Origin of the sequence: Lysobacter claricitrinus (assembly GCF_045866565.1) — a bacterium.
In the GTDB taxonomy this organism is placed as follows: Bacteria; Pseudomonadota; Gammaproteobacteria; order Xanthomonadales; family Xanthomonadaceae; genus Cognatilysobacter; species Cognatilysobacter claricitrinus.
Genome location: NZ_BAAFZV010000021.1, coordinates 1 through 4,389, shown reverse-complemented (window position 1 = coordinate 4,389; position 4,389 = coordinate 1). Strand labels below are relative to the sequence as shown.

The 4,389-nt window shown below is 68.7% G+C and carries 4 protein-coding genes; all 4 read right to left on the bottom strand.

The annotated features are described in order from the left end of the window. Positions 1-377, bottom strand: a 377-nt coding sequence (gene cheY, locus ACKTTN_RS14750) for a chemotaxis response regulator CheY (RefSeq protein WP_407910657.1), incomplete at its 3' end; no start/stop codon positions are given. 182 nt (positions 378-559) lie between these two features. After that, a complete protein-coding gene (locus ACKTTN_RS14745; RefSeq protein WP_407910659.1) occupies positions 560-1,333 on the bottom strand; it encodes an RNA polymerase sigma factor FliA in 774 nt (257 codons plus the stop codon). A 2-nt stretch (positions 1,334-1,335) separates the two neighbouring features. Continuing rightward, the gene (locus tag ACKTTN_RS14740) at positions 1,336-2,199 is read right to left on the bottom strand and encodes a MinD/ParA family protein (RefSeq protein WP_407910656.1); all 864 of its coding nucleotides are present in this window, start codon (positions 2,197-2,199) and stop codon (positions 1,336-1,338) included. Then, a complete protein-coding gene (locus ACKTTN_RS14735; protein ID WP_407910658.1) occupies positions 2,186-2,854 on the bottom strand; it encodes a hypothetical protein in 669 nt (222 codons plus the stop codon). Before ACKTTN_RS14735 ends, ACKTTN_RS14740 begins: the two co-directional genes overlap by 14 nt. Between the last annotated feature and the right edge of the window lie 1,535 nt (positions 2,855-4,389).

The window sequence follows — 4,389 nt, the reverse complement described above, 5'->3', positions numbered from 1 at the left end:
ATGCGTTCGAAGATCTTGGCCAGCTTGTCCTGCAGCACCGCCGCGGTGAACGGCTTGATGACGTAGCCGTTCACGCCCGCCTGCGCGGCTTCGATGATCTGCTCGCGCTTGGCTTCGGCGGTGACCATCAGCACCGGGATCTTCTGCAGCGCCGCATCGGCGCGCACGTTCTTGAGCAGGTCGATGCCCGGCATGCCCGGCATGTTCCAGTCGGTGATGATCAGGTCGAACTTGGCCTTGCGCAGCTCGACGAGCGCGCTGTTGCCGTCTTCGGCTTCGGTGGTGTCGAAGAAGCCGAGGTCGTTGAGCAGGTTCTTGACGATACGGCGCATCGTCGAGAAGTCGTCGACGATCAGGATCTTGATGTTCTTGTCCATGGACGGGTTCCGGGCGTTCCTTGGTGAGCTATCGGCGTCGCGGCCGGGTTCTTGAGGGCGCCGCGCACAAGTTGGGAAGCAAGCAGGCCGCAGCGCGTCGCTACGCGCGACACGGCACGCTTGCGACGCGCATCACATGTCGCGCCTGGCCAATCGACCCGGTAGGTCCGGGTCGATACGGATCACGCCTCGACGTGCTCCGCCGCCGTATCGCGCCAGTCACCCAGCCGGCCGCGCAGGCGCAGCATCGCCTGGCCGTGAATCTGGCAGACGCGCGATTCGCTGATGCCGAGCACCGCGCCGATCTCGCGCAGGTTCATTTCCTGCTCGTAGTAGAGCGACAGCACCAGCTGCTCGCGCTCGGGCAGGTTGCCGATCGCTTCGCCCAGCGCCTGGCGGAACACCGAATGCTCGAGCTCGCGCGCCGGGGTGACGTTGCAGCTGGCCGCGAGTCGCGGTTCGCCATCGAAGTCGTCCATCTGCTCGTCCAGCGACAGCAGCTGGCCACGCGAGGCGTCCTCGAGCATGTGGTGGTAGTCGTCGACCGACACGCCGAGCACTTCGGCGATCTCGGCGGAATTCGCCGCGCGACCGTTCGACTGCTCGACCTGGCGCGTCGCCGCGACCACGTCGCGATAGCGGCGATGCACGCTGCGCGGCACCCAGTCGCCACGACGGATCTCGTCGATCATCGCGCCGCGGATGCGGATCGAGGCATACGTCTCGAACGCCGCGCCCTGGTCGGCCTGGAAATTCTTCGCCGCCTCGATCAGGCCGAGCATGCCGGCCTGGATGAGGTCGTCGACCTCCACGCTCGCCGGCAAGCGCGCCGCGAGGTGGTGGGCGATGCGACGCACGAGTTCGCCGTGGCGCACGACGACGGCGGTGGCGTCGAAGCCCTCGCTCACGCTCCGCGTCTGCTTGTATTGATTCGCCTTGACTGCAGTCGCCGTCATGCTCATGCCGTCGCACTCCGCGCTGTGGGGATCAACCGTTCCATGAAGAACTCGACGTGGCCGCGCGGGCCCGACGGCGTCTGCCACTGACCGGCGCGCTTGGCGATCTCGCGGAACGCCATCGACGACGGTGCGGCGGGGAAGGCGTCGACGACGGCCTCCTGGCGCTGCACGGCGCGTCGCAGCCATTCGTCGCGCGGGATCGCGCCGAGGTAGTTGAGCGTCACGTCGAGGAACTTCGACGTCACGCGTTCGAGCTTGTCGTACAGCTGGCGGCCTTCGGACGGATGACCGACCTGGTTGGCCAGCACCTGCACGCGGGTGACGCCGCGCTCACGCGACAACACCTTGATGAGTGCGTAGGCATCGGTGACGGACGCGGGTTCGTCGCAGACCACCACGACCACATCCTGCGCGGCCTGGCAGAAGGTCAGCACGCTGTCGGCGATGCCGGCGGCGTTGTCGACCACCATCACGTCGATGGGCGCGTCGAGTTGCGAGAACGCATGCACCAGCCCGATGTGCTGCGCGGGCGTGAGTTCGGTCATGTGGCGCTTGCCGCTCGCGGCAGGCACGACGAGAAGACCGTTCGGACCTTCGATCAGCGTGTCGGCGAGGTCGCAGCGGCCGGCGAAGACGTCGCTGAGCGTGAAGCGCGGGGACAGGCCGAGCATCACGTCGACGTTGGCGAGGCCGAGGTCGGTGTCGAGAAGCAGCGCGCGGTGGCCGGCGTTCTGCAGGCTCATCGCGAGGTNNTTGCCGACGCCGCCCTTGCCACTGGCGACGGCGATGACGCGCACCGGGCCGGCGGCATCGTTGGCGGGCGTAGCCATGCGCGTGGAAGCGATGGGATCAGGCGACGACATGGCGTTCCTCGGTGGCGAGCGGGTTGTCGGCGGCGCGACGGAGTTTTTCGATCTGGAGCACGAGTCGCGATGCATCCGCGGCTTCGAGGTCGGCCGGCACCTGCTGGCCTGCCGTGGTGTATGCAAGGGGCAGGCCATGCTTGATCGCGACGGAAATCGCACTGCCCAGGCGGCCGGTTTCATCGAGCTTGGTCAGCACGACGGCTTCCGGCGCGGCCATGCGGTAGCGACGCACGGCTTCGGACATGTCCTGCTGCTGCAGGTTGGCGGGCAGCACCAGCAGCGATCGCAGGTTGCGCGTCGCGCGCAGCCACGTGACCTGGCCGAGCAGCGCCTTGTCGCGCGCCGCATACCCCGCGGTGTCGACGAGCACGAGCGGGTAGTCGACGAGCTGGTCGAGCGCGTCGGTCAGGCCTTCGGGGCCTTCTGCTTCGCACACCGTGATGCCGAGCTTGCGGCCTAGCGCGTGCAGCTGTTCGCGCGCGCCGGGGCGTTCGACGTCGGTGGTGACGAGCGCGACGTCGCGTGCGCGGTGGCGCTGTGCGAAACGTGCGGCGAGCTTGGCGAGCGTGGTGGTCTTGCCGGCNNAGCGCGAACACGCCGCCGTCTTCGAGCGGTTCGGAACGCGAGATGGTGAGCATGCGCGCGAGTTCAGCGAGCAGCGGCGCTTTCACCTTCGACGGCTCGAGCTTGGGATCGATGCGCGACGCGATGGTCTGCGCGAGCGTGTCGTCGATGCCGTAGGCCTGCANNGCGCTCGAGGCCGAACTGGCCCATCTGGCGCTCGATCATCTGCCGCATCGAGGTGAGTTCGTTGCGCATCGCGACGATGGTCGGGTCGTCCGACTGGTTGACGACCAGCTGCAGCGTCGGCGGGGCAGCGACGGTGACGATCTGTGTCGGCGCGACTGCTACGGGCGCGGGCGCCTGCACCGCGGCCATCTCCGCTAGCGGGTCGAACGCGTCGACAAACGTCTGCGTCTGCACCGGCGCGACGACCGGCGCGGTGGCGCCGAGTTCGGCGAAGCTCGGCTCGACGATGGGCGAGATCGCGATGACCGGCGCCGGCGTCGAAACGACAGCTTTGATCACCGGCGCCGGGATCTCGACGATCTCCGCTTCGATCGGCGCCAGCGTTTCGGCGACGGCGACGACCGGTGCTTCGATGATGTCGTCGATCGACGCGGCGGCTTCGACATGCGCCTGCGCGCGGGTCTGCACGTATTCCGCTTCGGCCTGCGCCATTTCGGTGGCGCGGGAACTGAAGGTGGCGGTCGGCTCGTCTTCAACGGTGAGGCGACGCAGCAGCGCGCGAAAGTCGTCGCCCGGGCGGTCGGCGTCGAATTCGGCGTGCTCGGGTTTCGGCATCGGCGCGGGTTCGACGGCGGGCGTCGGCTTGCGCAGCAGCGAGGCCAGCGCCGGCTTCTCGTCCTGCACAGCGGCGCGGGCGCGATCGGCCAGGGCGGTGCGCGTGGCGGCGGCCTGCGCCGAGTTGCCGGCGAGCGCGGCGATCATGGCGTCGGCGCGGGACAGCGACTTCGGCTCGCCACCGACCGCGGCGACCATTTCGCGCGGCGGTGCGGCGACGAACGACGGCGTGGTGTCGAGCGCGGTGACCGGGCGCTCGGGCTCCTCGGCGGCATTGCGCAGCGCCTGCTGAACCAGCGCCTCGTCGTAATCGGTGGCGGCGACGATCTCGATGCCGCCGTGCACGGGCTTGTTCGACAGGATCACGGCGTCGGGGCCGTGCTCCTCGCGCACCATCTTCAGCGCGGTGCGCATGTCGGGGGCGACGAAACGCTTGATTCTCATGCGACGGCCTCGGAGCGGATAACGGCGGTTTGCAGGGTCGGACGGCTCATGCCGGGACTTGTGCAATGGCCGTGCCAGAGGTGGTACGACGGGAAAGCGTCGAACTTGAGCGGCCGTGGAGCGGGCGAGGGCGGGATTTGTGCGACGGGGTTCGTGGTTTGCGACGGCAGCGTCGGACTGCCGTCGGAGCGGCGGGCGACGTGTCGCAACGACGGCTATTCAGCGCGACATCGGCGCCTAGTTGCGCGCCGTAACGGGTCGACCGCCCGGGGGCGAGCTAACGCTGGCGGCGCGCGGGTGGCTACCAGCAGAGCGGTTCATCGCGGCGGCTGCTCTTCGAACTCCGGCCCGCCGCAGTGCGGCGGGCGTTCGGCGATG

What these genes read in the sequence shown, in the direction of transcription:
- ACKTTN_RS14745 (WP_407910659.1), bottom strand. Translation starts at nt 1,333, where the DNA reads ATGACGGCGACTGCAGTCAAGGCGAATCAATACAAGCAGACGCGGAGC.